This is a genomic window from Pirellulaceae bacterium (assembly GCA_019636385.1).
Classification (GTDB): Bacteria; Planctomycetota; Planctomycetia; order Pirellulales; family Pirellulaceae; genus Aureliella.
In genome coordinates, this window is sequence record JAHBXT010000007.1 from 25,169 (window position 1) to 51,826 (window position 26,658).

At 54.0% G+C, this 26,658-nt stretch carries 17 protein-coding genes; 11 read left to right on the forward strand and 6 right to left on the reverse strand.

Translation table 11 applies throughout. The features are described from left to right. Positions 1-177: 177 nt before the first annotated feature. The 5 genes from KF752_20025 (at position 178) to KF752_20045 (ending at position 4,336) form a co-directional block, all read left to right on the forward strand. Positions 178-1,308 carry a hypothetical protein gene (locus KF752_20025; GenBank protein MBX3423851.1) on the forward strand — a complete coding sequence of 377 codons (1,131 nt, stop codon included), beginning with the start codon at positions 178-180 and terminating at the stop codon, positions 1,306-1,308. 44 nt (positions 1,309-1,352) lie between these two features. After that, a complete protein-coding gene (locus KF752_20030; protein ID MBX3423852.1) occupies positions 1,353-2,156 on the forward strand; it encodes a MotA/TolQ/ExbB proton channel family protein in 804 nt (267 codons plus the stop codon). Positions 2,157-2,249: 93 nt separating this feature from the next. Beyond that, positions 2,250-2,627 carry a biopolymer transporter ExbD gene (locus tag KF752_20035; GenBank protein MBX3423853.1) on the forward strand — a complete coding sequence of 126 codons (378 nt, stop codon included), beginning with the start codon at positions 2,250-2,252 and terminating at the stop codon, positions 2,625-2,627. Next, positions 2,624-3,100, forward strand: coding sequence for a biopolymer transporter ExbD (locus KF752_20040; GenBank protein ID MBX3423854.1), 477 nt, complete (start codon positions 2,624-2,626; stop codon positions 3,098-3,100). The genes KF752_20035 and KF752_20040 overlap by 4 nt, the downstream gene beginning before the upstream one ends. 165 nt (positions 3,101-3,265) lie before the next feature. Then, positions 3,266-4,336 carry an AAA family ATPase gene (locus KF752_20045; protein MBX3423855.1) on the forward strand — a complete coding sequence of 357 codons (1,071 nt, stop codon included), beginning with the start codon at positions 3,266-3,268 and terminating at the stop codon, positions 4,334-4,336. Between the two features lie 145 nt (positions 4,337-4,481). Here the strand turns inward: KF752_20045 and KF752_20050 are convergent, their stop codons facing one another. The 6 genes from KF752_20050 to KF752_20075 form a co-directional block, all read right to left on the reverse strand. Beyond that, entirely contained in the window at positions 4,482-7,202 is a 2,721-nt protein-coding gene (locus KF752_20050) for a hypothetical protein (GenBank protein MBX3423856.1), read from the reverse strand. 223 nt (positions 7,203-7,425) lie between these two features. After that, positions 7,426-8,448, reverse strand: coding sequence for a GDP-mannose 4,6-dehydratase (gene gmd, locus KF752_20055; GenBank protein MBX3423857.1), 1,023 nt, complete (start codon positions 8,446-8,448; stop codon positions 7,426-7,428). Positions 8,449-8,570: 122 nt separating this feature from the next. Then, a complete protein-coding gene (locus tag KF752_20060; protein MBX3423858.1) occupies positions 8,571-11,093 on the reverse strand; it encodes a polysaccharide biosynthesis tyrosine autokinase in 2,523 nt (840 codons plus the stop codon). Between the two features lie 211 nt (positions 11,094-11,304). Continuing rightward, on the reverse strand, positions 11,305-11,856 hold the full coding sequence (locus KF752_20065; protein ID MBX3423859.1) for a UpxY family transcription antiterminator: 552 nt from the start codon (positions 11,854-11,856) through the stop codon (positions 11,305-11,307). Next, positions 11,837-14,443, reverse strand: a complete 2,607-nt coding sequence (locus KF752_20070) for a polysaccharide biosynthesis tyrosine autokinase (protein MBX3423860.1) — start codon at positions 14,441-14,443, stop codon at positions 11,837-11,839. Before KF752_20070 ends, KF752_20065 begins: the two co-directional genes overlap by 20 nt. A gap of 151 nt (positions 14,444-14,594) precedes the next feature. Further along, a complete protein-coding gene (locus KF752_20075) occupies positions 14,595-17,216 on the reverse strand; it encodes an O-antigen ligase family protein (GenBank protein MBX3423861.1) in 2,622 nt (873 codons plus the stop codon). A 407-nt stretch (positions 17,217-17,623) separates the two neighbouring features. Here KF752_20075 and KF752_20080 point away from each other — a divergent pair, with 407 nt between their 5' ends. From KF752_20080 to tviB, 6 genes are all read left to right on the forward strand, one after another. Further along, a complete protein-coding gene (locus tag KF752_20080; protein MBX3423862.1) occupies positions 17,624-18,349 on the forward strand; it encodes a hypothetical protein in 726 nt (241 codons plus the stop codon). 162 nt (positions 18,350-18,511) lie between these two features. Continuing rightward, positions 18,512-19,906: a polysaccharide biosynthesis/export family protein gene (locus tag KF752_20085; GenBank protein MBX3423863.1), complete on the forward strand. Its 1,395-nt coding sequence runs from the start codon at positions 18,512-18,514 to the stop codon at positions 19,904-19,906. Positions 19,907-20,710: 804 nt separating this feature from the next. After that, positions 20,711-22,708, forward strand: a complete 1,998-nt coding sequence (locus KF752_20090; GenBank protein MBX3423864.1) for a polysaccharide biosynthesis protein — start codon at positions 20,711-20,713, stop codon at positions 22,706-22,708. Between the two features lie 36 nt (positions 22,709-22,744). After that, on the forward strand, positions 22,745-23,809 hold the full coding sequence (gene rfbB / locus KF752_20095) for a dTDP-glucose 4,6-dehydratase (GenBank protein MBX3423865.1): 1,065 nt from the start codon (positions 22,745-22,747) through the stop codon (positions 23,807-23,809). A gap of 469 nt (positions 23,810-24,278) precedes the next feature. After that, the gene (locus tag KF752_20100) at positions 24,279-25,292 is read left to right on the forward strand and encodes an NAD-dependent epimerase (protein MBX3423866.1); all 1,014 of its coding nucleotides are present in this window, start codon (positions 24,279-24,281) and stop codon (positions 25,290-25,292) included. Positions 25,293-25,314: 22 nt separating this feature from the next. Then, positions 25,315-26,580 (forward strand): Vi polysaccharide biosynthesis UDP-N-acetylglucosamine C-6 dehydrogenase TviB, encoded by a 1,266-nt coding sequence (tviB, locus tag KF752_20105; protein ID MBX3423867.1) that lies wholly within the window; start codon positions 25,315-25,317, stop codon positions 26,578-26,580. Positions 26,581-26,658: the final 78 nt, after the last annotated feature.

Sequence of the window (26,658 nt, forward strand, 5' to 3'; positions counted from 1 at the left end):
TTTTCACGTAAACTAACGTCTAACCTGAATTGCCAAAGCGCTCGATGGCAAGCTTCCCCAGAAAAATTCTGGTTATGTCCGCACCGCGACCTGGAAAGTCAACTTGCGGCCATTAGCGACAAAGATAGTCGAAGTACGTTGATTACTAGGATTTCGCTGGACTAACTGCGACACAATATGTTGCATCACCTATTGAACCTTTTACCGCTGACGATCGTGCTGGCAATCTGGCCCAGCTCGGGCGTTCGGGCTCAAGCTACCGAAATTGATCCGCGCAGCGCTGAAAGTTCTCGGGTTACGCAACGTCTGGCGGCAGTGGTCGATAGCTCGCCCTCAAGCGCACATGCAACCTCAGATGCAACCTTAGATCGCGTAACCATCGCAGCGCACATTCCGAAGTCGGCCTCAGATGCATTGTGGTCTGCGCCTTCATCGCAGATGATGTCTGGTCGGATCGTACAATTCAATGCGACTGACCTTGTGATTGAGGTCGGCGACGATTCTGATTCGCAACAGGTCAAGCGGCGCACGTTCCCCAGTCAACTTGTTCAGCGTGTAGATGCATTTTGGAGCGATCCAGCTATCGCACAGGCTGTTGAGCGTTTTGATCAGCAACAATATCCGGAATTCATTGCGGCGCTTCGCGTCGCTGATCTGAACAACGTACCCGACTGGCAACAGTTGATATTGTTGGGCAAAGTCGTACAAGCCATGCACACTGTCGGCGGACCAGCGGCTGCCGGAAAGCACTTTTTGACCTTGGCCGACTCGGCTCCCGACATGCTGTATGCAGTAATGCCATTGTGCTGGCAAGTTACCGACATTGATCGTAATGTAAATCAAGCTGCTCAAGAGTGGCTGAAATCGGAGGTGCCTGCGGCTCAATTGATGGGCGCTAGCTGGTTGGCCTTAGGTCCCCAGTCACAAGCCGCCCAGGAAGCACTAAAAAAACTGCAGTCCTCTGCTCGTGGGGTCATCGCCAAATTGGCAACCATCCAGTCGTGGCGACTGGTTCCGCCGCCCGACACGATGGCGAGTTTAGAACAGTGGTTTGTCGATCGTGATCGACTTTTGCTTCCGCTGGCACTGGGACCGACGGAGTTTCTAGCCGATCGTCTGACTCGCTTGGGACAGGTTGAGCTGGCGCTCGGTGAGTGGCTCAGAATACCGGTATTGCACGCGGAGCAGCCCAGTCGATGCGGGGCAGCATTGGAGCGCGCGGCCAAGATACTCGAAAGCGCGGAACGTACCAGCGAAGCGGAGCGGATCAGGCAGTGGTCAGAGAGCTTTAGCAAGAAGGCATCATAATGGAATATAGTCGTCATCTCAGCACGAGGCTTGTATACAACACCATGCGCTACCGCGCGATGTTCCAAGGGGCGATAGTGCTATCGGCTAGTGCACTCTTGGGACGGTCATCGGCTCAGGCTCAGGTGCCCGATGATCTGAATGCCGTCAGCAACTCGGCAACAACTCCTGCCACTGACGGATTCTGGGATATCGTTTTCAGCGGTGGTTGGACAGGGACGATCATCGTGCTCACGCTGCTGGCCCTGTCGATGGTTACCGCCTATTTGATTTTTGATCAGATGATGATCCTGCGGCGACGGGAGGTCCTGCCACCTGGAATCGCTGATCAGATTCGCACGCTCCTGTCACAAGGTCGCGCGACCGAAGCTGACCAACTGTGTCGCCAACATCCCAGCCCACTAACTTTTGTTCTGACTAACGGCTTGTCAGAATTGGATTTTGGCTGGCAAGCCATGGAAAAGTCGATGGAGGATGCCGTGGCCGAGCAGGCCGCCAAGATGTATCGCAAGATTGAGTATCTAGCGGTTATTGGCAACTTGGCACCGATGTGCGGACTGCTGGGTACCGTAACGGGGATGATCTTCGCGTTCCAGCAGGTCGCCATCAGTCAAGGCACTGCGGGTGCGGCAGAATTGGCCGAAGGCATCTACTCGGCGTTGGTCACCACGGTGGCCGGACTGGTCGTGGCCATACCCGCGATGGCTGCCTTTGCCATTTTTCGCAATCGCATCGACCAGTTAATCGCTGAAATCGCGTTTATTGCTCAGCATGTTTTCACGCCCGTGCGCCGTCGCGTCTCATTGCCAGTCCAGCGTTCAACGCCGCCCGCGCCACCTCGGTCGTAAGCGTCATATCCGAACACCCCGTACGAATCAGTTTCGTGAGAGATTTACGTGCGTAGCCCCAAGTTAATCGCGACCGGCACCGCATCGATCAGCATGACCCCCATGATTGATGTGGTGTTTCTGCTGATTATCTTTTTTTTGGTCTCCAGTCATTTGGCCAAGCAAGAGAACTCGATTACTTTGGCACTGCCCACAGCCGCCAGTGGAATGCAAGATTTAGCGCGACGCGATACTGTCACCATCAACATTCTTACAGATGGTTCGTGGCTGTTGGGAGGAGCGCCAATCGACGCCCTGACTTTGGAGACAGCAATCGGACGTCGGATGGCCGATAGCCTCCAACCGTTGCAACTGCGGATTCGCACCGATCAATCCGTGCCATATCATCGACTGGAACCGATCTTGGCGGTCGCTGCTCGACTGGGTATCAGCGACATTGTGTTTTCCGTGTACCGCGAGGGTCAGCGATGAAAACCAGTTACAGCCTGAGCAACGGCAAACCCGTGCGCTCGCGTCGTCCTGTGGAGATCGCAATGACTCCAATGATTGACGTCATCTTCTTGCTACTGATTTTCTTCCTCGCCACCAGTAGCTTTCGGCTAGTCGAGCAATTGCTGCCTAGTGGCATCTCCCAAATGCAGTCCACTGGGGGACCAGATTCGATGCCACCTCCAGACGTTCCACCGGAAGCCGTCCATCAAGTCGTCGTCAAGCTGGATTGGCAACTGGAGGCGTTGACAGTGTCGCTCAATGGACAAAGGCTACGTGAGTTCGCTGACCTGCGCAGTCATTTTCTACAGATTGCTCAGGTTCAAGTGGCTGTGCCAGTGGTGATCGACCCCAGCCCGGATACTCCGGCACAGGTGGTGGTTGAAGCTTACGACTGGGCGCGCACCGCAGGCCTACCGCAAGTCTATTTGGCGATTCGTTCGACCAAACCCTGAGTAACTGACTATCCGCCAGCTCCAAGGCGTTGCCGATCGAATCTGACAGAGCCATAATGGCGCTATCCCAGCCGAAAGACTATTCGAGTGTGTGCAGGCATCGTCCACAGTGGACTTCAGCCCGTCAGGTAAGCATCTCGAGAATTTGCAGGAGTATCACCTCAAATGAAGTGGCAGCAGCTCCTGGGACACCTGCAACAATATCAGTGGTTTCGACAAGCTCACGTTGGTCAACGGTTGGCTACCAGTTTCTTGTTCGTCGGTCCGGATGGAATTGGCAAACGCACCTTCGCCCGGCTGTTGGCCAAAAGTCTGCTTTGCCAGCGCACCGCCCACGACGAACTAGACTTTTGTGGCAGCTGCGAGTCGTGTGTCCAAGTCGAGGCTAGTACCCACCCTGACCTAATCGAACTGGCCAAGCCGGAAGATAAATCTGAGTTACCGGTAAGACTGTTAATAGGCGAGCCGGAAAGTCGCATGCGTGAGGGCTTGATATACGATATGAGCCTGCGCCCTTTCAGCGGTCGCCGCAAAATCGCAATTGTGGACGACGCCGACTGGTTGAACGAAGAGGGCGCTAATGCACTGCTCAAAACATTGGAAGAGCCTCCGACCGACTCTGTCTTGATCCTTATCAGCCAAAGTCTGCAGCGCCAGTTGCCAACCATTCGCTCACGTTGCCAAGCCGTATTGTTTCGGCCGCTGCCTGAGGAACAACTTGCTCGATTGTTGCTTGAGGCGTCCCTGGTTAGTGACTCACAAGAGGCGGCACACATTGCGGCAGCCAGCGACGGCAGCCTTTCGATAGCTCGCCAGTTGTGCGATGCCGACTTTCGTCAGTACCGCGCCGAATTGTACGAACAGTTGCTTTGCCGTCCATTGGCCATGGCAGCGCTGGCCAAGTCGTGTACTGAGATGGTCGATGCTGCTGGGAAAGAGGCTCGACAAAAGCGTGATCGACTCAAACAGATTCTGTACTTTGCGGGCCAGCTCTATCGTGGTCTGGTGCGGAGTCACTTCCAAGCCGGCAAGGTAGCACAGTCGATGATTGCCGGGGACGTGCTAGTCGCCGACTCGGTACACCGGGCGGTGTCCACATGGACTGGTGGAGTCGCTGCGGCACTGAGCTGCTGGCAATTGTGCTGTCGGATGATTGAACAGGTGGACCGAAATGCCAACCAAGCCACGCTCATCCAGTACTGGTCAGCCGAAATAGCTCGACACAGCGGGTGTTAGTAGAGCTAGAATGCGTCACGCATGGTAGCCACTCTCGCCAGAGAGTGGCTGGGCTGTATAGTTCAATGACTAGTGAATATCCTCGGTCTGGCGACCCGTAGCTACCAGCGTCCCGTGGCGACTGGCGATGCTGCGGCTACCAAATTCAACTTCCAGGATTGATTATAGTACTGGTTTCACTAGCCTGCACAGGCGTTTGAAACGTATCCGAGTAGACTCGGGCCAGAACCTGCATCTGTTGCGGTATATCTGAGATCAACACGATGATGTAATTCAGCTCTTCGCCCGGGCGCATGTACTCGACGATTGGCAGAAGAACTCGATTATCGCGGAAGTTGGCTTGCAATTCTTGGCCCTCGCGAGTGGTAATGCCCACCAGTCGCGCTCCATCGGGTCGCATCATTTCTACATGCACACGGTGATTTGGGCTATTGGAGTTGTTGACGACGCGCAGCCCATAGCGGATTTGTCTTCCGACAAGCGTAGGATCATTGAAGTGATTGATGCTAATCGCCAAAGCACCCGTAGCTGCCGGTGATTGGGTCGATTCCTGGGTTTGAGGCAGCACGCTGGGAGCGTTGGGCTGGCCGCTGGGTGGCAGCACGGGAGGACTGATGGTATCGCCGGTGACGACGCGCGTCTGCCCCACAGCCTGTGCCCCAACGCCCTCGTCCGAGGAAGCTTGAACCGATATTTGTGCTGATGGACTGCCAGCCCGAGCGCGAACTTGCACCCACAACTGGCGAATGACTTCGCTGCCCTGACCGGGGAGCATGTCGGCTGGTTTCCACAACCAGCGCCCCTCGCCATCGCTACGGACGGTCGACTGATTGTTCACGTCCACGCCGATGAAATCTAAAACAGAACTGCTGGCGGTCACGAGGACTTTGATACCGGACAATTTGGTTTCGCCGGAATTGCGCAGCGTGATCTGCGCGTAGGCTGTTTGTCCAACGCGCATTTCGGTCAACACTCCCGACTCAGACCAAGGAAACTGAATGTCGACGCCAATTTCAGGACGACGTGGTCGTGGTGGCTGGCCTAGGATCGACGCCACGCGTTCGACCAACACGCTATCGCCAGCGGTCATCACTCGCAATTTAGCCGACTGCTGCCCCTCTTGGCGGACTTGCAGGGGAATCCCCAGCGAACGCACTTGCCCGGGCGAAAGCGCCCCAATCACCTGATCGACTCGGTTGCTTCCCGTATTTGCTTCCACTAATCCTGGATCGGTTTCAACCAGCAGTTTCAGGTTGGTCAACGTTTGACGGCCCGTATTGCGAACGTCGACTTCGTATTGAACGACGTTGCCAACTTCCGCCTGAGAAACACCGCCAGCCGGCGCGAATCGAACTTCAACGGTCGCTTCAGCAACTTCGGTACGCACCGATTTGCGTTCACTCAGTCCTGTAGCCTCTGCCTGAAATACGACCTCATACATGCCGACTTGCGCGGGTTGCAAAACGACAGAGACATCCAACTGTCGATTGGCTGGTAAGACACCTTGATCCCAGATTGCTCCGGCACCGGTCTGTGATGCCGGCTGCGGCGTGGCTGCTATCAACTTCATTCCCGCAGGCAGATTCAGCACCAATCGTGCATTGTCGGCGTTCAAATCCCCTGGATTTCCTAGGGAGGCGACATAGGTCAGTTGCTCACCGGCCATGGCCGCTTCCGGTCCGAAAACCTGCAGGTTTAGCCCTGGAGAGCTAAATGTTACTAGGGTTTCTCCGCGCCCAAAGAGCAACTCGGGTAGATGATCCGATGGCTGCTCAGGGCTCAGGACTTCAACGATCACCGGCGTCGTCCCGCGACCGTTGGGCGGAGCGGTCAAATGTGCGGTAGCCATGCCATTTTCATCGACGCGCACCCGAGCTTGCTGGGGATTGGACGAGGGCAGGGTCGGGCTAACGAATGCGGCTACATTTGGGTCCACGATGGTGTACTGTACGATCCACCCGGTAGCCGGAACGAAGCCCTCAGATTTGGTAACACGCGTGGACAGCTGCACGTTACCACCTGCCACAGCCATCTGAGGTTCTGGAAGCGTATACTGAGCATCCAGCCAATACACAACTGCGGTCTGGCGACGTCGATCCCACAGGTTACTGTCCGGCGCCAATGCAGTCAGCCGCGAGACGCCGGCAGTGGGCGATGAGACACTGACCCAAGCCTCACCATCGCGCAGATGAATGTCGTCTTCACAGCCCGGTGTGCCACGGTCAATGACCAACGGTTTGCTGCTGGTGCGCGCACGGGCAAAGTCGATGCCCAGTTTTTCAACTTTTGGACGATTCGGATGCAGCAGTCCGCTCAGTTTGCCTGGCGAATCATCGCTGACTTGGATAATCTGGCCAACGCTGTCAGGGGACAACATCCATTCCAATGGCTGTTGTTTGACCAAGTAGCCATCTTCACCACAAATCCCGGCCAAGAAAACCACTTCGCCTCCCACTGGGGCGATAACGCGCAGCGGGGTAAGCTGTATTTCGCCGGCCTTGCCGGGCGTGCGAAAGTGATCGTGAATCTTATGCAGGTGCTGATGTTTGCGGTGAAACAGATTGCAAACACCAGTGGGCTCACAGCGACCATCCAGACAGGGAGGCGGCGTGGCCGGAGGTTGAAAGGCCGCTGATGGTAACAATCCCGGTTGGCCATTGCGTGGGTGCAACGTGGGCAAGGTCAATTGCGTCGCATTTGGATGTGGCAGAAAGAGTTTTGAGCCGTTCGGATCGATCGCGGGCAGACTAAAGTGCTTGCAGCCGCTGGCGAGACACAGGCAGCACAACATCAGGGCCAATTGCCACCCAGTGCTGGCCAAGCCTGTCTGATTGCGATTTGAAGTATGGGCTGCCATCCGAGACATCGTGCGGGCTTCCTGACCGCTAAAGTTTGACAAGCATCACAGATAGACTGCGTGCCGGTTTCCTTACGTCCGTGGTAAGCCTACACCACGGGCAGTCAACTTGAGGTCTCAGGAGGCCACAATTACTAAAGCTACCTCATCAGGCCAACGCTGTGTAACGATGCGTTAAACCTTGATAGCTGCACAAACGTTGTCGTTCGCACGGATTGATAGCGAACAAGCGCTACGGATTAGATTCGCTTAGTGCTCCGCTAGACAGTTCCTTCTGCGCCAGCTCGAGATCGCTAGCCGTCATCAGTTCGGCTAACTGCTCCAGCGAAGTTTGCGGTTGCCAATTCAGAACCTGTTGGGCTTTTGAGGCATCGCCGATCAAACAATCGACTTCGGAAGGTCGAAAGTAGTAGGGATCAATTTCGACGTATTGTCGCCAGTCTAAGTCGAGCTGGCCGAAAACCATTTCCAAGAACTCAGCAATCGTCGCCGAACGCCCGGTAGCAATCACATAATCATCGGGACGCTCGTGTTGCAACATCAGCCACATCGACTCGACATAATCTTTAGCGAATCCCCAATCGCGTCGAGCTTCAAGGTTGCCCAAGTAAAGTTTATTCTGCAACCCTAGCTTGATACGGGTAGCGGCCCGGGTGATCTTTCTGGTGACGAACGTTTCGCCACGCCGTGGCGACTCGTGATTGAAAAGTATTCCGCAGCAGGCGAACAAACCATGGGAAACGCGATAATTCTGAGTCTGAAAATGCGCATAGACCTTGGAGCAGGCGTAGGGGGACTGCGGATTGAATGGCGTCGATTCGCGTTGCGGTGTTTCCAGGGCTCGCCCGAACATTTCTGACGAAGAGGCTTGGTAGACACGCACCGGCTGGATGTCATTCAGCCGTCGCGCTGCTTCAAGCACATTGAGTGCTCCCAGGCCGACGGTCATCAGGGTATAGACCGGCAGATCAAAAGAAACTCTAACGTGACTCTGCGCCGCTAGATTGTAAATCTCGTCGGGCGCGATCTCTTGTATAAGCTGGGCAAGCGCTTGGCCGTCCGTCAAATCCCCGTAATGCAATTTCAATGGAGGATCGCTATGCGAATCGCGATACAAATGGTCGATGCGCGCCGTTGAGAAATTGCTGCTGCGACGTACCAAGCCATGTACCTGGTAGCCTTTATCCAATAGCAATTCTGCCAGATACGACCCATCCTGTCCGGTGATCCCCAGGATCAAAGCTTTGCGGGACATGGATTCGCTTTTGAGAGGTCGGGGACAGTAATCCAACAACAGCCAGCGTGAGCAGGCCTAAATGCACAGGCTATCAGGTTACACCGAATCATCCAAGGTCTCAACAATCATAATCCCCACGATTACGATTGATTCTTAGCACCGCTGGCCTCGGTAGGTTCGTCAACGCGCTGCTGTTCTTCGATATAGCCAATGCTGTATTCGCCGTAGCGACCATCGCCGTAGCGATGGCTATCGTAGCGGTACGAATCGCGGTAGTCATTGTAGCTATAACTGTAACCGTAGCTACCATACGCGGCCTCGGTGCTGACGCCATTAACTACCATGCCCAGTACATGGGCATCGACTGACTCCAAAATGCTCAATGCACGTGTGGCGAGCGGCTTGATGTTTCTTCGCAACCGCATGGTCAGGATCACGCCATCGGACACGGCAGCCACGGCCGAGGGATCGGAAACTGCCAACAATGGTGGAGTGTCCAAAATAACGATGTCGTACTTTTCTCGCAGCACTTCAATCAATTCAGCGAACCGACCACTACTCAGCAGCTCCGATGGGTTACTGGGATGTTCTCCTCCAGGAATCAATGACAAATTGGCGACACAACTAGGGATGGTAGCGTCACTTAGATCGGCCTTGTCGGTCAACACTTGGGCCAGTCCAACGTTACCTTGGATTCCGAAGAGTTTATGTTGGCGAGGGCGACGCAAGTCAGCGTCAACCAACACGACTCTGCGCCCAGATTGGGCCATGGCCACAGCCAAGTTCGCCGACATGGTAGACTTACCGTCCCCAGGCACGGGGCTAGTGACCTGGATGACTTTCAAGTCGCTGCCACGACTGCTGAAGAACAGGCTAGTGCGGACGGATCGAAACGCCTCTGCGACGCGACCACGGCCATGGTGAATGGTGATCAACGACGCATCGACATCTTGGACGACTTTCTTGATCTTGTCCAACTCTATCGCCGGAATGTGCCCCAGAATGGGTCTACCCATGTCGGACACAATTTCATCTGGACTGCGATAAGACCTGTCGGCCAGATCCATCAGGATGGACAGTCCGCACATCAAGAGCAGGCCAAATACCGCGCCCCCTCCAATGTAAACAATGGGATAGGGCCCGTCAGGCATGCCGATACTGGCAGGGTTTAGCTCTTTGAGGATACGCTGATTTGCATTAGTGGGAGTCAGCTCAACTGCACGAACCTTCTCGCTAAATGAACCTAACATGACCTTGACGGATGCCAGTTGATCTTTGAGCAGCCGATTGCGGGAGAGAAAGCTCTGCAGTTCCTGAGACTTCTTGAGTTCTTCATTGGCCATTGCCTCTAAATCTGCCTGGTGTCGATCAAGAGATTTGTACTGCTCACGAAACGCGTTGGCATACATCTCTACTAGCTGAGCACTGACCAGAGATTGCAATGCAGATTCCGACCGCTCCTCGGTTTCAGCCGGTGGATCGGATGAAACCAAGGACGTTGGACGCTGCGCATTGGGCAGCGTCACAGCCGAATAAGCATCCGACTTGGACAACAATTTTTCCTTGGCAGCCTTGTCCAAGTCTTCGATCTTGCGCACGGCCGCGATTTGTTCGGTGATAACTTCAATTTCGCGGCGTACCGTTTGCACCGAGGGGTGGGCCGGACCATAGCTGGTTAAGAGTTGCTGCTCTTTGGCTCGCAAGGGAATCAAAAACGATCGTTCTATTTTCTCCGATTCGGCGACATGCGTAACGTGCGGCTCATTCAATTGTCGGACATAGGTGCTCTGGACATAGTTCATGCCCTCCTGAAGCATCACTAATATCTCTTCGGGACGTCGATTTTGCTTTTGTGCTTCGACGATTTGCTGCAGGCTACTCTTGAGCCGAGCCAGATTGATGCGAGCATCCTCCAGTTGGACTTTGAGCCTCATGTAGCTCTCGGCAAATGGATCTACAGCATCCTCACCGGTCCACAAAACATTCGGCGCTTCCTCCCGAAACTTTTGTAGCTGCTCGTACAAGTCTTGGTACACTTTGGCCAGACGCTTTTCGGTGTTGGCAAAGAACTTCAAAACTTCCGTGTCGACAGTCTTGTACTCTTCGGCCAGAAATGCTTGGTAGCCTTTGACCACCGCGTCTACAACGGCAAAAGACACACTGGGATCTGTGCTCCGATAGGAGATGAACAGCTGCTCCGTAGTCAGCCGCTCAGCCTTCTCAGCAGGCTGCACATCCACGCCTCTTTTCTCATCGGCCAACAGGGACACGATGTTCGCCGGCGTCATGTCCGGAAAATGCTTTTCGAGCTTGCCAACCTTGACTGCCAACGTTAACACCGCCTGGCTCTTAATCGCCCGTGACTCATCTTTACGATTGGTGAAATAAGCGATCTTTTCTGGGTCGTAGACCACCGAATTAACCGAAGTAGGCATCGCCGAAACCACTTGCACCAGAGCAAAGGACAAATACCTGCTGGGCAATTTGGTGAAGTACATGAACCCGGCTCCGGCACCAATCAGGGCACCGAGCATCGGCAACCATTTCCAGCGCCACAGAATGCGAACTAAGTCGATTCCTTGCTGTTGGCGCGGCGAGGCCATCTCCGGAAGTCCGGCAGTGACTAAACCGCGATTTGGCGAAACATCCATAAGTTGCGACATGCGAACGGCCTTCTATTGGCGTGAACGGTTGTAGGCTAACTGGTTAAAGTATAGAAAATGAGTAGCGTTCGGAGACCATTAATTATTCAATTTAAGTAGACTGCGACAACTTTAAGGGGGCTGAACCAATCAGACCGTTACCGTCAATTCAAGTGATGCATTACAAACTACCTTTGGGGGGGCAGATTGGATAGATCCGACCTTACGAACTCTAGATCGGGTCAGCCTGACAATCATCCAGTAAGACGGACACGCCTTGATCCATGAATCGCACCGCAACCTGGAGACGTACTTCGCGTTCACGACGCAAAATGACGCCTTCGTAGCCCGCAAAGGCTCCATTGCGAATGCGTACGCGCTGACCGGGCTCTAGTCGCCGCTCGGGAGAGAGCGGAAAATCATCGACGATCAACTGCTGGAGTTGCCGGAGGTCAGCGACAAACTGCATCGTATCCCCGACCGGCAACCACCGACTTACGCAGCCCGTGCTGACGGCTTGATAACGCTCGGTTTCGCCGCCACACACAAATACGTAACTGCCAAACAGGGGCGTAAATGTTGTTCGCAACCGGCCACCTGCAGAGCGGTATCGACGTTTGATGATTGGCGAGTAATACGGCACGTCCTCGTCAAACAAACGCCGCATGAGCTTCTTTTCCTGCCTGGGCAATGTGTACATTGCCCACCACTGGCCATCGGTGGCCTGCGGAGTTTCGAATAACGAACCCGGATGCAGATTAGGCTCACGACTGAGTATTGGCATCGTTGCTCTTGGGACCAGTCACTTCTGCAGCTTCGGATTGCTTGTCTTCGATGTAGCCGGTGGTGTAGGAAGTGTACTTGCCATACTTGCCATAGCCGTATTTGCCATATTTGCCATACCCATAACCGTAACTACTGCGGTAAGAGTAACGGTAATCGTTGTAACTGTAATTGTAGCCGTAGCCACCGTAAGCAGCTTCGGTACTAACGCCGTTTACGACCACCCCTAGAATCTGAGCATCGACCGATTCGAGCACGCGGAAGGCTCGCGTCGCCAATGGCTTGACATTGCGTCGCAAACGCATGGTCAAGACGACACCATCAACCACTGACGCCACTACGCTCGGATCGGATACAGCCAGCAGTGGCGGGGTATCGATAATAATAATGTCGTACTTCTCGCGAACGATCTCAATCAGTTCAGCGAAGCGGCTGCTGCTGAGCAACTCAGCCGGATTATTCGGCCGCTTGCCACCAGGCATAATCGACAGGTTGGCGACACAGCTTGTGTAAATTGCATCATCCAGTTCGCATTGGCCAGCGACCAATTGAGCCATGCCCACATCGGCGTCGAAGCCAAACAACTTTTGCAAACGAGGACGACGGAAGTCGGCGTCAATCAATAATACGCGACGACCAGACTGCGCCATGGCCACAGCAAGATTCGACGACAGCGTTGACTTGCCGTCGCCGGGTACAGGGCTGGTAATCTGCACGACTTTCAGCTCACTACCGCGACTGCTAAAGAACAACCCAGTTCGCACCGACCGAAACGCTTCGGAAATCCTGCCCCGACTATGGTGCAAGGTGATAATCGATGGATCGACCGAGTCGATAACTTTTTTGATGTTCGCCAAATCCATAGCCGGGATGTGTCCCAGTACGGGCTTGCCCAGGTCCGACACAATTTCGTCAGGACTGCGGTAAGATCGGTCAGCCAAATCCATAAGGATCGCCAAGCCAGACATAAGCAGAATGCCAACAGCGGCACCACCTAAAGTGTACGGGGCAGGGTACGGACCATAGAACAGGCCGCCCGAGGCTGGATTGAGTTCTTTCAAGATCTTTTGGTTAACGTTGGACGGTGCCAACTCAACTGCTTTGAGTTTGTCGCTAATTTGAGAATAGAGCTGCTTGATATCACCAATTCTCTCCCTCAATCGGAGGTGTTCTTCCATGAAGCCGGTTAGTTCAATCGACTTCTTACGATCTGCCTCCGCCATCGCACGAACCTCCGCCTCGCGCGTCGCCAGCGCTCGGTACCTGGCCTGCAAGGCATTGATGGTCATTTCCAAAAACTGATTGGTTTGCGCCATGTCCGAGGATTCACTTTCGGCCAGCAGCATTTCAGCCGACTTATTTGCCGCATCTGCTTCAGCCGCAACCGCTTCAGCGTCAACCTCAGCGCCAACAGCCTCCTCATCTGCGCCCTTCTTTCCATCCATAGCTTGTCTAGTCTTGAGACGCGCTTGCAACGCCTTGACTTGAGCATCTCGCTCGGCCTCTTTAGCCTTGGCAATCTTGGCTTCCGTAGCTTGGATTTGGGCTCTCACCCTCTTGACCATCGGATGGCTGGGCCCGTTACCGCTGCTGATCTGGTACTCTTCTTCTGCTAATAAATCTGCCAGTGCTCGCTCCATTTTGACCGACTCAAGATCGCCACCTTTGAACGATGGATCCTCAAAGATTTGCCGCCAGAAGGTCGACTTGACCAAATCCGATCGATCGTTAAGCATCATCAGAATGTCGTGAGGTCGAGCGGTTTCGCTCTTCATCAGCGACTCGACGACTTCCAGTTCGCTCTTTAGGGTAATGCGTTCACTGATGATCTGATCGAGTTCATTTTCCTTCTTTCGATAGCTCTCAAAGAACGGATCCACTGGACTGTCAATGTGCCACAGGATGTCCCGGCTCATAGCTTCTTGCTTGAATTTCGCATAACGCGCGTCTAGCTCAACGTTCTCTTCGCGGAGCTTAGATTCCATGCGGGTGAAGAACTTGAGTACCTCGTCGTCCACCGTCTTAAATTCTTCAGACAGGAACGCCTGATATCCGGCCACCACAGCATTGACGACGGCTTGAGCCACATCCGGATCACGCGACACGTATGCGATGACCAACTGGTCGGTTACAACTTTGTCCGATTTCTCAGCCGGGCTGACTTCAACACCCCGACGCTGGTCCATCAGTTCGAAGACGATTTGGTTCTCCGTCATCCCCGGAAAGTGCTTGGCCAAGTTGCCGTTCTTGACGGCCATTCCCAACACTTTCTGGCTCTTAATGACGCGTGATTCGTCATGTCGACTCTTGTACGCAGCTACTTTTTCGTGATCGTAGAGTTCGAACCCGCGTCCGGCGGGTATTGCAGAAACCACCTGCACCATCGCAAAGGACTGAAATTTCTCGGGTACTTTGGTGTAGAACATGTATCCCACACCGGCACCAATTAAAGCACCCAGAATCGGCAACCACTTCCAGCGCCACAGCACCCGGACTAAGTCCATATTCTGCTGCTGTGGTGCGGCAACTACCTCAGGGGCGGCTGAGGTGAGGCCTCGGTTGAGCATTGATTCCATGATTTGGGACATAGGCTGTTCGTCTCCGGTGGAGGGAAAATGACGTTTCCACTAAGTATAGGCAAGTGGTGCATTTTGGGGATGTGGTTACCCAGGAAATTGTCGTAGATATGCCGCCAGCCACTAGGTATAGTCGCATCAACCGATAAATTCTTATTGACCGTTAGGGGGGTGACGCGGCATTGAGGGTCCGAAGCTGCTGCAAATAGAGCTGTTCGGTCACGCTGAGCGAAGAACGACGGCTGGCCTGCTCCATTTGCCGGATCGCTTCTTCTATGTCGCCCTGGGCCTGGAGCGCCTTGGCCAGTCTAAAGCGGACGTATTTGTCCAACGGACGCAGGGCCGCAACCTTTTCCAGGGCTGCAATATAGCCGTGTTCGTCTTCAAGCTGCTGGGCTACCCAAGCCATTAGCTCCCAGTCTAAGTCAGTTCTCAATTCATCCTTGAGAACCGCAATGTCCAGCTTACCCAGCATCTCAAGAGCAACCTGCGATTCATTAGGCTTATCCTGGAGAACGCGGATTAAGGCAGCTCGGGCCAATTGCGAAGCGGGCAAAATCGACATCAGTTCAGTGGCGTCGATCAAGCCATCCAATAGTGCGGCCGAGCGATGCGCCTGATCAGGGTGGTAAAAAAGTGTTGAACGCCAAAAGTCTAAACCCATCAACCGATCACCGGCAATCAAGCTACAGGTCCCCACCGCCTGCTGCATCCGGGGTATAGAATGTGTCAGGAGCTTTAGTCGAGCGCAGGTCAACGCATGCTTAACGGGATCAACCTGAATTGTCGACTGAAAGATCCCCCAATGCCCACGCCAATCGAACACGCAATGCCGCGACGCCAGCTCAAAGCCGGCTCGACTGGCAGAAACAGACTCAGCCAACCCTGGATTGTCTGTCCACTGTCCAGCCAGTTCAGGCAGAAAGTTTGGCTGCTTCGTCCGCAGCACGGCAGTCACAAACTCTTGCCGACTAAGCTGATTGCGTTGGTCGGGGGCAATTGAATCCGGCCAGAGAGTAGATTGTTTGAGGTAAGCCTCGGTGGCAGCCACTTTCAACCGCGACAATTGCAACACAACTTCAGGATGACCAGCATCCAAACTCGACGATTGGCTGTAGGCAGTATCTAACTGCGTTGAGTCAATCGACGACCATTGCATTTCTAAGGGCTCCGACTGAGCAAACCCAGTGAGTGGCTTCCATCCTTGCCACATCAAAGCAACCAATCCGGCTAACAGACCGGTCAGCCACAGACGACTCTGACCGCCTGGCCGCGATGGCCGCGTCAGCGCTAAGCGTTGCCGCGACTCGCCGACAAACACCCCTACCAGCGCAGCGACCGTCAGAAAGATTGCCGGAATGATCAGGCTAAAATCGACGAGACTCTGCACGGCAATAGCCGACACAGCATACAGCGTCGCTGGCCAAAAACTGATCGCGCGAAACTCGGAACGAAACATGAGTTGGCGAGCCAACCACAGCAGCCCCACCATCGTTGCTAGGATTCCCAAAAAACCCAGTTCCGAAAATACTTCGACAAAGATATTCTCGGCATGATAAATCCAATAGGGCTGCTGGGTATTTCCGGGCATGATGGCAAAGTGGAAGCTGCCTAGACCACTTCCCGTCAACCAATACTGGGATTGATTGAGCGCTAGCTTCCAGAACTCGAGCCGCTTGGGGGAGGACAACTTCTGATCCTCAAGGCGTCTGGCAATCTCTTGGTCCAACTCAAACGACTCAAGAAAGATCAATGACAATACCGCGATGACGCAACATGCCAGTATCCCGGCGACTAGTAAACTTCGATGGCGCCCCAGCGCAAGCAGCAAGGTGATTGATAGCGCAAACAGCAGCGCCACAAACCCACCACGGCTGGCTGCCCCAACTACCCCACCCAACAACACGATCAAGGCCACCGTCAGTATTACCGTCAGCGCGTCGATATCTCGCATCGAATCCTCCAACGAGTGCCGGATACGGCCCGCCAGATTTGTAGCGCGATAGCGCTGAACATGCTCTTCGCGGCGACGTTTGTGCTTTACCGACGCCATCAGCAGCGCGATGGTACAGCCGATGCCAACCGATAGGTATTGAGGAGCCGAATTGCGGGATACGAATGTGGCAAAATAGCTGCCTCCGGGCATATCAAGCAACGTCCATTGACTCCAAGAGATCGCTTGCAACACCCCCAACAACGCTATCATCGTCGTAATGCTGGCCAACGAGTACAACAGCACGCGCCGGCTTGATTTGTCATTGAACAATACTCCCGAGCATAAAAACATCAGCACCGCGGCCGAAAATCCAACTAAGCTGGCCCTCGTCTGAACGGGATGAATACTGATCGCCGTATCTGCCGGCCCGGTTTGGGAGGCCGCTTCTAGCAATTGTGGATCGGACACTTCGACAGCCAGGTACTCAGCAGCCTGCGCGATCACCTGGCGCTCAAAGGCGGCGGTGGGGGCAACGGCTGAGTGCAACCAGTTGGGCAGCGGCATTAACTGAGCCAAAGCCAACAACAACAGCGCGCACAGGCAAAACAGAAATGGGGAATTGGCACGTCGGGCAACCTCCGGTTTAACCATCACGCAAATCCAGGTGCAAATTGCGATGACGGTCAGCCATGGTGCCAGCAGTAACTGCTGCGACCAAGTTACCATGCCAAAATACCACGGCGCGTAGAGTAAAAGCGCGATAATTGATAGCCGCCCGCCCCAGGCCGATATCACGAACAGCCAGCTATCAGCGGCAGTTCGGCGGACTCGCTTTTTTTTATCACCCAAGACGTCACCCCACCCAGACTTCAGTGGCCAAGTCAGCCTGCACCATGCCGCAATGCCGCCCAAACCAACCTAGGGAATCGTTAGCTCTGTTGGCAGGCAAGCTTTGTGGCTGAAAACAGAATCATAGCACTTCTGGAACCACGAAAAACCCTAATTGCTGCTATTGCCTCAACGTTCAATCGTCAGAAACAGGACTAAGCGGATAACCGAAACTACCCAGATAAGCCGCAGAATTCCTCAACTCGCTACAGGTAGACAAACGATTTAATAAGCGACGCCCATAGTAGCGGGCTCAACCGCCCACGTTTGCAGTGCGCTTGCCGGACCTTGATGCTAGGCTCGCCAAGCGAATGTTTTCCCGCAAACCGGCGGACATGCATGGATGAATTCTCAGGGGGTGCACCGGAATGTTGTCAAATACACGTGAGACTCAGAGCTTCCGATCGCCGCAGTCGGCCTGTTCGACAGATGGTCGCGGACAAGCCCAGCCACTGACCAGGCGCAGGCTGCTGATGCTGCTTTCGATGATCAGCTTAACAAGTTTGATGCCTGGCTGCGCGGGCATCGGTCGCACCACGGGCGCAATCCTGTCTGACGGTAGTTGGGGCGAATGCTTGGAAGAACACCGCAATCGATCCTGCGCGCTCAAGGCCTGGTTTCGCCGCGAACACAACTTTTCCAGCCAATGCAACCTGAGGGACTTTCGGGAGGGATTTATCGCAGGATACATGTCCATCCTCGAAGGCAAACCGGGATGTACGCCGACTGTGCCCCCCAGAGGCTATTGGGGGTGGTCGGGACAAACCTCCGAAGGACAGAGCCAGATGTCGGCGTGGTTTGCCGGATTCCCCTATGGCGTTCAAGCCGCCAAGGACGACGGCGTCGATCAGTGGAGTGCTCTGGAGCTGAGCCCTCAATTCCGCCAGAAGTACGGTCTCAAACCGGACAATCGTAGCGGCGCAGGTCAATATAGTCCAATTCCTCACCAACAACGGAATTATCAGCCCTACTACTCGGATTCAGATGGTTTGCAACAAGCGCCGGTGCCACCATCGCAACCATCGATTATTGACCTTGAACCGAGAGTCGATGCGGATCAAAACCTGTTATCTCCGTTTCCGATCGTGGAATAGTCAACTCGCTCACAGTAACAGGCGTCGAGTCCGGCCAACCGTCGGGCACCACGCCATATGATCCAAGCCCAATTACGAAGATTCAGCAACTGGCGCGGCACATGACTGCTGCTCCTTATTTCTCGGAAGGTTTCACCCGCCATGAACTCACGGACGAAAACCATGGTTTACAATTCGCAAAGCGTGCCGAGTTACCCGACGACGGGAAGTGTCCGGCGCTGGTTGGCCTTATCATCTTTGTGCTTCCTTGGAACGTTCACAGGCTGCACGGCGCTGACGCGCCCCATTGACGGAGTTCCGGCCAAACGACTGCCTCGGGAATTTTTCCAGAGCGACCGCTCCAGTCTAGTAGCCATCGACATCAGTTTGCTGGCTCAGGAAGAGCCACGCAACTACACGCTCGGACCAGGCGATGTGTTAGGAGTGGTTGTCGACCGCATTCTACCTCCGTCAAAGCCTGACGAGGTACCACCGCTACCTCCGGTTCACTTTCCGGATCTTGCCAGCACACTGCCGCCCTCTACCGGGTTCCCGCTAACCATTTTGGATGATGGCACAATATCGCTGCCGTTGCTCAAGCCAATCGAGGTTGAAGGGCTGACACTGGATCAGGCGCGCGACAAGATTCGTCAGACCTACGTAGATGCAGAGATACTTCAAGAAGAGCAGGAACTTAGCCCAGTCGTGACACTGATCCGCAAGCGGCAGGTCAACGTGACTGTCGTACGCCAGGACAACACCGGTTTGCTGTCTGGTCTGCAAGGTGGTCGAGGCGGTGGTAACTGGGGATTGGCCAATTTTTTACAGCGGCCCACTGGTACCCTAGGCGTTGAATACGCTGCTGCCGGAACGATCGTCAAGCTGGATGCCTTTCAAAACGACGTGTTACACGCATTGATGAACACGGGTGGTCTGCCTGGCGTGAGTTCGAAGAATGAAGTGCAAATCATTCGCAGCAATCGCCGCGACAAGATGGCCCGGCTAGAGTTCATGCGTCAATACTCGCAGATGCTGGCACAGTACCAAAACGATCCGTGCAACTGCCCACCTCCCATGCCAGATGATCCCACCATCATTCGCATCCCCTTGCGATTGCCACCGGGCGAAGTGCCGAACTTCACCGAACAGGACATCATCCTGGAAGATGGCGATGTGGTCTTGATCGAAACACGAGATACAGAGTTCTTCTTCACCGGTGGACTTCTGCCCGGCGGACAATTCCCGCTGCCGCGTGACTACGACCTGGATGCCCTGGGTGCAATGGCCATGGCTGGCTATGGACTGGAACGCTCCGCCCAAGGCAACCCATTCGGTGTCTCCGGCTTCTCGCAAGTCGTACCACCAGGCCGATTGTACATCCTGCGTCCGTCCGTCTGCGGCAACGACCAAATCGCCATCGAGGTCGACTTGGCAAAGGCGGTAAACGACCCACGCCAACGTCCGATCATCAAAGCCGGCGATACGCTGATCCTGCAATACCGTCCGTGTGAAGAAGCCATCAACTTCGGTGTTGGAACGTTCTTCACCTACGGTATCTGGCAGCTTATTCGAAGATAAGCCGAGCAACTTCGGTCAGGCTTGGCAGCCCAAAGACATGCTATCAAAGTAACGCTAACGGGGCGCGGTCAATGGACCGGGCCCCGTTTGCCTTATAGATCCCCAAGATTCAATTGGAGCATTGAACGTTCTTGGCTCCTGCGTGTTGCCTCTACGCAACGCCGCGTGCCTGCTGAAGCGGAAAATCAACGTTACTCTGTGGGTTGTCCCGGAGATCGTTACCGCTTTTTGTCCTGAAATTCGATTCAGACTACCGGAACGCTAGCTTCTTCCAAATCTGCACAACCGCCTGGATCGTTTCATCCGGCTCAGTACCGACCCAATTTTTGAGCCGGTTGCGACCATCGGAACGCAATGTGTTGAGAAGAATGATTGTGCAGATAGAATGGATGCTGTCCCTGATGCAGAAGTTAGGTAGTCCCAGTCGGCGGCCCAACCTCCCCAAAAGAGCGGTTGGGGAGCGTTCCTGTTGTTAATATGGAACGAATTTGACGGCTCCAAGAGGAAACTTCAGAGTGACAACCGTTGAAATCCCTCTAAGCTAGACGAAAATGGCCAGCAACAATTCCTTTTCATTCCGCGTCCACCCTATAATTGCCACTTTGTGCAAGACGCGACTTTCTGGAACCGTTGGAAGTTTCCAATTCGCTGGACAACAATATTGAATCCATGGCTGGCACAAGCACTGCAGGAATACGACCTCAAGACTGCCCCAGGCAACTGCTGCTGGCCTTGCTCAGTGGACGCCAGCGAGCTTTCGCAACCTGAATACTTGATCGGATTCACACTAGGATTTTGCAGCATATGAGTTTTCGCGATCCTGCCTCAAACGCCCCATCCAACACAAAACTGTTAATGACCTTGATTGGCCAATGGTGGCGCCAGCGGCTGGCGCACTTATTGAGCCTGTCGGTTCGAGCCCGATTTTGGTTGCTACTGGTCGCTCATGCTGCCATCTTTGCTGCCAGTTTCGTTGCAGCTTATGTGATTCGCTTTGATTCTTCTGGGATACCAGCACCGTTTTACAATCAGATGTTGGGCGCAGTCGGCTGGGTCATGGTCATCAAGCTGTTTTGCTTTTACGTCTTTCGCAGTTTTCATGGATGGTGGCGACACGTAACATTTTCAGACTTCAAGGCCCTGGGCCAAGCGACTGTCGCATCACTACTGGTCATGACTCTGTTCGACTACTTTGTCATGACCGACGATCAGATTCCGCGGGGCATTGTCATCATGGATGCGATGATTTCGTTTGCGGCCCTGGCGAGCATTCGATCCAGTTGGCGTTTGCTCAATGAAGAAGTCAAGCCTCGACTATCCAAGCAACCACGTACGAACGTGATCCTTGTCGGCGCGAGCGAAGCTACCTGGAAGCTAGCTCATCAACTCCGCTCGCTACCTGATTTGCGTTACAACATCATTGGCTTGATTAGTACCCCCGGTTGCGATACACATCGCTGGGCGGCCAGCTTGCCGGTGTTAGGAGATTTAGATTCTCTTGAACTGGTCCTATCCTGTTACAGCGTCCAGGAGATTCTGGTACCGGCGGGTGAAGTGTCCGGCGCGGACATGCGAAAACTAGCCGAATTAGCCAAGGAAAACAGTAAGCGCTTACGGGTTATCCCCAGCATTCAAGACGTGCTGGCCTCCAGCGGCAAGATGCATCTTCGCGATGTGGACATCAATGACTTGCTGCGTCGCGAGTCGGTGGTGCTGGACAACTCGTCGATCGCTTCGATTGTGGCCGGGAGAGTCGTGTTGGTTACAGGTGCTGGGGGCAGCATCGGCTCCGAGATCTGCAGACAAGTCCTGAAATTTGAACCAGACAAGCTGATTCTGTTGGGACGTGGCGAGAACCGCATCTTCGAAATTGAAAATGAACTGAAAGCGCACGGTTCGACCACTCAAATCGTACCGGTGATCGTGGATGTTACAGACCGGTTAAGCTTGGAGCGATGTTTTGAGACGCATCGGCCAAACATCATCTTCCATGCTGCCGCGCACAAGCATGTGCCGTTGATGGAAGCCAATATTCCTGAGGCCGTCAAGAACAACATCCAAGGTACCAAGAACGTCGCCGACTGTGCAGTGGAATTTGGAGCATCCGAATTCGTTCTCATTTCTACTGACAAGGCGGTAAACCCGACTAGCGTCATGGGCGCTACCAAGCATTTGGCTGAACGCTACGTGCTGAGCCGCAATGAACCAGAGGGCACGCGATTTGTGGTTGTTCGCTTCGGCAATGTGTTGGGATCCAACGGTAGCGTGGTCCCTATCTTCCAGCGTCAAATACGCGAAGGTGGACCGATCACCATCACCGATCCACGCATGAAACGCTACTTCATGTCCATTCCAGAAGCTTCGCAACTGGTTCTGCAAGCTGCCGCACAGGGCAAGGGAGGCGAGATTTTTGTTTTAGATATGGGCCAACCCGTATTGATCCTGGATTTGGCTCGCGATCTTATCCGCCTATCCGGACTACCCGAGGACTCGGTCGATATCCAATTCTCAGGCATTCGTCCCGGCGAGAAGCTGTACGAAGAACTGTACTTTGACGAAGAACATTCGCTGGCCACCGCCCACCCCAAGATTTTTGCAGCCTACCATCGCCAATTTCCAGTGGATGAAGTTAGCGAATGCATTCAAGACTTCGTCGATTCGATTTACACACAAGCCGATAGCCAGCGATTTATCGCGATGTTTCAAGAGGCGATTCCTGAGTTTCGCCACAGTGCCCCGCACGGCGTTCGCGGTGAATCCGCTAAGCCGCAACCTGCCCCCGTTGTCGCTCAAGGTCAATAGCGGTCCCGTCTCTCACTAGGTCCAGCGTCCGAATTAATGAAGCGCATTTTAGTCACAGGAGGCGCCGGTTTTATTGGGTGCAATCTCATCAGACAACTCGTTCGCGCTGGTCATTGTGTACTGAATGTCGATAGCCTGACCTATGCGGGGAATCTGTCCTCTCTGAACGATGTAGCCAGCCAGCCCAATTATGCTTTCGCTCAAGTGAGCATCACGGATTTCGCCTCCGTCCACCGTGAGATTCAGGCGTTTCGTCCGCATACTGTCTTTCATTTAGCGGCCGAAAGTCACGTCGATCGGTCGATCGATGGTCCACGTCAGTTTGTTAGCACCAATATTGAAGGTACTTTCAATCTGCTTCAAGCATCACTTGAGTATTGGCGACTGTGTTCGCACAGCGACCAACAACAATTTCGCTTTGTGCATGTTTCTACCGATGAAGTGTACGGATCTTTGGGCTCAACTGGGAAATTCACGGAGACATCGCCCTACGATCCTCACTCGCCCTATTCGGCCAGCAAGGCAGCTGCGGATCATTTAGCCCTCGCCTGGCATAGCACCTATGGCTTGCCAGTTGTGGTCACGCACTGCTCAAACAATTACGGTCCCTATCAGTTCCCCGAAAAGCTAATCCCAGTTGTGATCTTGAAATGCTTGCGCAGTGAACCCATTCCTGTATACGGCAATGGTCAAAATGTTCGCGATTGGCTGTATGTTGCCGACCACTGCGAGGCTTTGGAAATTGTCGGCAATCTGGGACAACCTGGGCAAACCTACAACATCGGCGGCAACAATGAAATGGCCAACCTGGACTTGGTGCACTTGCTGTGCGACATCGTCGACCAACAACAGCCTCGAAACGATGGCCGCCCCAGTTCGGCGCTAATTACATTCGTTACCGACCGACCAGGACATGACCAGCGATATGCCATCGACGCCTCTAAAATCCACCGCGAGCTTGGCTGGTCTCCCAAACAGGATCGATCAACAGGCATGCGCGACACAGTTCGCTGGTATTTGCAAAACCAGTCATGGTGGCAAGACATTCTGACTGGCAAATACCGGCTCGGGCGACAGGGACTGGGAGCTTCGACTGGCTGAGGCTAATAGCTCAACAATTGGCTCCATATCCCTAAAATCCGTACAATCTGACCACGCACCCCAAACTACCTCGGAACCTCTTGGGACGGGTGAAGCTTTGGCGTTTGACGCTGACAAAACGCTATTGCGAAGTATCTTTAATGACATTCATTGTGGCTCATATCCCCTCTGGCGACCTATTGAGACACAAGTTAGTACATTCACATGCTGGCCAAAAAGGGATAGCTGTCCACCCACGGGAACGAAGTGCGCCCCATCCTCACCCCTCGCACAGGCGGTAAGAAGCCGCCACAGTAGTAGCCCGCCTGGCCAGTAGCAGAAACGAACTTTCGCTACTATCGGCACAGGCGCCGTCGCGCTGACGGTAGAGGCAAACCGACATTCCGCCCGCTGGCGCAATCAACCTGCGTGCCCGCTCTTGGTGGCGAAGCTTTCTTCGCGATTTGCACACCCTAAGCCTCGATATACTATGAAGATTCTGGTTACTGGTACAGCCGGGTTTATTGGCAATGCGCTTGCGCTGAGGCTCTTGGCACGTGGCGATCAGGTTGTTGGTATCGACAATCTCAATAGCTATTACGATCCTCGACTCAAGCAGGCCCGTCTAGCACGCATCGCTGACCACCCAGCATTCATATCGATCCAAGCTGATATTGCCGACCGTGAAGCTGTCCGCGAAGCCTTCACCAAGCATCGGCCACAACGCGTAGTCAATCTGGCAGCTCAGGCAGGTGTACGCTACTCAATCGAAAACCCTCACGCGTACATCGACAGCAATCTAATTGGCTTTACCAACATCCTGGAAGCCTGTCGACACAGTCAGATTGAGCACTTGGTGTACGCTTCAACCAGTTCGGTCTACGGAGCCAATACGCGGCAGCCGTTTTCGGTTCACGATAACGTCGATCATCCGATGAGCCTCTACGCGGCGACAAAAAAAGCCAATGAACTGATGGCACACACCTACAGTTCGCTGTATGGCCTGCCAACAACAGGCTTACGGTTTTTTACCGTCTATGGCCCGTGGGGGCGTCCCGACATGGCGCTTTTCAAATTCACTAAGTGCATGCTGGCCGACCAACCGATCGACGTTTTCAACTACGGAAACCATCGTCGAGATTTTACGTACGTGGACGACATCGTTGAAGGCATCATGCGGGTGACAGACCGCCCTGCAGCAGCCAACCCCAAGTGGTCAAGCGATGCTCCCGATTCAGCGACCAGCTATGCACCCTATCGCCTGTATAACATCGGCAATAGCCAGCCTGTCGAATTGATGCGTTGTATCGAAGTCTTGGAGGAATGTTTGGGCAAGAAAGCCGAGAAGAATTTTCTGCCGCTACAACTGGGCGATGTGCCCGCGACCTACGCCAACGTCGACGATCTGATCGCTGACGTGGGCTATCGTCCCGATACTCCCATTGAAGTTGGCATTCGCAATTTCGTTGATTGGTATCTGTCGTACTATTCAGTCGCGCGCTAATCCTTTAAGAATACGGGTCATTATGTCCAAAACTATCGCCGTTATTGGTCTGGGTTACGTTGGTCTACCGTTGGCAGTCGAGTTCGGCAAGCAGTATCGAACGATCGGCTTTGACATCAATCAGGCTCGCGTCGATGAATTGAAAAGCGGTCGCGACTCGACTCTGGAAGTTGATGCTCAGGAATTGGCCAGCGCCCAGCACCTCACCTTTTCAACCAATGTTGAGGAACTCCGAGCTGCCAACATCTATATCGTTACTGTGCCAACGCCCATCGATCGTCACAAACAGCCGGACCTGACTCCGCTGATTAAAGCCTCACAAATGTTGGGCAAGGTGGTCAAACAGGGCGACGTGGTTATCTATGAATCTACGGTCTACCCTGGCGCCACGGAAGAAGATTGTATCCCCTTGATCGAACAGGTATCGGGCCTCAAATACAACGTCGACTTTTTTGCCGGCTATAGCCCTGAGCGCATCAATCCAGGCGACAAGGAACATCGGCTGACAACGATTAAAAAGATCACCTCAGGCTCGACCCCTGAGATTGCCGAGGTGGTCGATAATCTGTACCGCTCGATCGTCACCGCCGGCACGCATCGCGCCCCCAGTATTCGCGTGGCTGAAGCCGCCAAAGTGATTGAGAATACGCAGCGTGACCTGAACATCGCGCTCATCAATGAACTGGCGTTAATCTTCAATCGGATGGGAATCGACACCCTGGATGTCCTGGAAGCCGCAGGCACCAAATGGAATTTTTTACCGTTTCGACCAGGCTTGGTGGGCGGCCACTGCATCGGTGTTGACCCCTATTATTTGACGCACAAAGCTCAAGAAGTCGGACACACTCCCGAAGTCATCCTGGCCGGTCGTCGCATCAACGATCATATGGGACAGTACGTTGTCTCCCAAGTTGTCAAACACATGCTGAAACGACGAATCCACATCGAAGATTCCAACGTCTTGATCTTGGGTTTGACCTTCAAGGAAAACTGCCCGGATATTCGCAACACGCGCGTGGTGGATATCGTCCATGAGTTCCGCGAGTATGGTGCCAATGTAGACGTCTATGATCCGTGGGCCAGTGCCCTGGAAGCGGAGCATGAATACGGCATCTCCCCTGTCGCCCAACCCGCTCCCGGCAAATATGACGCCATTGTTCTGGCCGTCGGTCACGATGAATTCAAGAAAATGGGCGCCGAGTCGATTCGCAAACTGGGCCGACGCGATTGCATCCTGTACGACATCAAGTCGGTATTGCCCAGAAGCCAAGTTGATGCCAGGCTCTAGCACCAATAATTCAGGTTGATAGCCTGTCCTACAAACTACAAAAAATGCCTCAGCAAACGCACTGAAGCAACTCTGCAT